Consider the following 2393-nt stretch of genomic DNA (forward strand, 5'->3'; position numbering starts at 1 on the left):
GGGTCAGCACGACCGGACAGAACTTAGAATCACAACTGGAAGCACTGAAAAGCTGCGATAAGGTTTTTCAGGAAAAAGTGAGCGGTGCCGACAATGACCGGCCTCAGCTTAGCTCGTTGCTTGAGTTTGTACGTGAAGGTGATGTGGTCCTTGTCACCAAGCTGGACCGGTTAGCCAGAAATACCCGACACCTGCTGGAAATCGCTGAATTCCTCCAGCGTCAACGGGTAGGCCTGAAGATACTGAATCTGGGTATTGATACGTCAACCCCCACCGGAAAGCTGATGTTGACGCTGATAGGAGCCATTGCCACCTTTGAACGGGAACTGATGCTGGAACGTCAAGCCGAAGGTATTGCACTGGCAAAAGCCAAGGGTAAATACAAAGGTCGGAAACCAACGGCCATGAACAAGCGTGATGAAGTCATTCAGCTTATCAAAATAGGCATTCCCAAAGCCGAAGCCGCCAGACGAGCCGGGATTAGTGTCTCCAGCGTTCAGCGGATATTAAGTAAACCCATTATTGATTAAAAGGATTTCATGATGACATTACTAACCCTGACCCACTTCCCACAACGAGCAGCTCTCTTCAAAGATAATATCTACCAGGGGTTTGCAAACCCGAATCCTATGGGCGGTTATAACTTCCATAACGCAGCCGGTCACGCTACGGGGCATACCCAAGAGTTTGCCGGTACTATCACGGAACATGGATCTATGGGGGAACATCTGGGTTTTGCCCGCCCTAACCTGTCTGGTGGTTTTGACCATTTCGATGCTCACGGGATAGCAAACGGCAGTACCCAGCAACTGATGGATGGATTTGCCACACATCATAATGCTCATGGTCAATTAGATGGCTGTATTCAAGGCGCTGGCGTCGATGCATCAGATAGCTTGACTGACGCCCTATTCCATCACATTGATAATTTGACGGACCATCTGTCCTAAGGCTCCCGATGATAAACAAAATAGAAGCCTACTCACTGACGCTGTTGATTGAACATGCAAGGATTATTCTGACCAGTTCTGAGGATATTGCTCAGGCTGCCTCAGAGATAACGGCATTGCCACTTCAGCTTGTCACGGCTATCTGTGAGAAAAATAGCCAGCACTTGCACAAGTTCATTGAGCTAACACCGGAACAATATCAGGAAAATGCTAGCTTTATTGTAGGACTGTTAACGCCAAAAGAAAGCATGATTAAAGATTTCGCCAACGGTGCAGCCTATGGTTTCAATCCCATAGGTAAGTTTATCCGTGACACGATGCGTGAATTTAATGACAGCCCTGAGTTTCATCGGTTAGTTCAGGTGGGCTTGTTGGGCTTTGGGATGGATATCGTTCTCGCCCTATGGGAAGAACTGCTTAACCGTGGTGTATCCAAAGCTTTACTCTTAGGCCAACTTATCGAATACCAAACAGAGACGCTGGACAATCCTCGCTTTGACATACTGGTTATTGAAAATATCGACGCAGGGGTTATCTCCGGCGCATATTACGACAAGATAGCTAAATGTGGTGAACTGGCCGGAAACATGGCCGGAGTACTTGCAGGGGCTAAGGCTGGCGCTGCTATCGGTTGTATCGTACCCGGCCCGGGTAATCTTATTGGTGCAGCCGTCGGAGCGGGACTTGGCGGTATTTTCGGTAAGGATTTGGGTAATAAGATGGCTCAGAAGTTTGGGCATGCGCCGAAGGAAACTAAATAATGCCGTTAGATATACTGGCCGTATTTGCTCTGAGCGTTTGCGGCAAAGCGGTACTTTCTGCAACCAAATATCTCGATAAGCCCAAATGTCATTACTGCAAGACTCGCAACGAAGAGAAAAGCCTATATTGTGAATCATGCGGTAAGGGGCTCACCGTCGAGACCAACCCTGAGTTACAGCACATTCTTGACCAGCAAAAACAAGATGAACTGAAAGCCCAACAGGATAAAGCAGAAAGAACCGCCAAAAAGGCAGCCCATCGAGCCGAACAGAAAAAACAAAAAGAGCAGCAACGGATAAAGTCAGAAGAAGAGACATTATGCAGCATCTTGATGTGCCCTATTTGTCTTCAGGAATCCTTAACCGACGCTCGATTTTGTGCAAAATGTGGTTCTGAGTTAAGGGCGTTAACACCGTCAGAACAAAAAGCGATGTTACTTAAATATCAACGTAAAGGACGATAGAGAATGAAAATAGTCTATGGTTTAGCCTTATCAGCGCTGCTATTCAGCAATACGCTACTGGCTAATGAACTCAATATTATTCCCGGCGTTTCTGCTGGCCCTGTAACAGCTAATACCTCTGAGGCTGACTTGATTGCCCTGCTGGGTAAAGAACAGGTTAAACGCGAGAAGATCCCGCTACCTGAAGATGATGAGATGGAAGTTACCGTCCTCTTCCC

At 47.3% G+C, this 2393-nt stretch carries 5 protein-coding genes; all 5 read left to right on the forward strand.

All coding sequences use genetic code 11. From position 1 onward, the window contains the following. The coding region (locus tag YWE_RS0120780; RefSeq protein ID WP_029096196.1) for a recombinase family protein at positions 1-530 on the forward strand (530 nt) is incomplete at its 5' end. 12 nt (positions 531-542) lie between these two features. Further along, a complete protein-coding gene (locus YWE_RS0120785; RefSeq protein ID WP_029096197.1) occupies positions 543-950 on the forward strand; it encodes a hypothetical protein in 408 nt (135 codons plus the stop codon). An 8-nt stretch (positions 951-958) separates the two neighbouring features. Next, on the forward strand, positions 959-1711 hold the full coding sequence (locus YWE_RS0120790) for a glycine zipper domain-containing protein (protein ID WP_029096198.1): 753 nt from the start codon (positions 959-961) through the stop codon (positions 1709-1711). Then, the gene (locus YWE_RS0120795; RefSeq protein WP_029096199.1) at positions 1711-2175 is read left to right on the forward strand and encodes a hypothetical protein; all 465 of its coding nucleotides are present in this window, start codon (positions 1711-1713) and stop codon (positions 2173-2175) included. Before YWE_RS0120790 ends, YWE_RS0120795 begins: the two co-directional genes overlap by 1 nt. Before the next feature lie 3 nt (positions 2176-2178). Continuing rightward, the coding region (locus YWE_RS0120800; RefSeq protein WP_029096200.1) for a hypothetical protein at positions 2179-2393 on the forward strand (215 nt) is incomplete at its 3' end.

The sequence above is a fragment of the Budvicia aquatica DSM 5075 = ATCC 35567 genome, assembly GCF_000427805.1.
GTDB classification, from domain to species: domain Bacteria; phylum Pseudomonadota; class Gammaproteobacteria; order Enterobacterales; family Enterobacteriaceae; genus Budvicia; species Budvicia aquatica.

Bases quoted from the DNA above. Each gene is read 5' to 3' on its own strand.
- YWE_RS0120795 (WP_029096199.1), top strand. From the start codon at position 1,711: ATGCCGTTAGATATACTGGCCGTATTTGCTCTGAGCGTTTGCGGCAAA.
- YWE_RS0120790 (WP_029096198.1), top strand. From the start codon at position 959: ATGATAAACAAAATAGAAGCCTACTCACTGACGCTGTTGATTGAACAT.
- YWE_RS0120785 (WP_029096197.1), top strand. From the start codon at position 543: ATGACATTACTAACCCTGACCCACTTCCCACAACGAGCAGCTCTCTTC.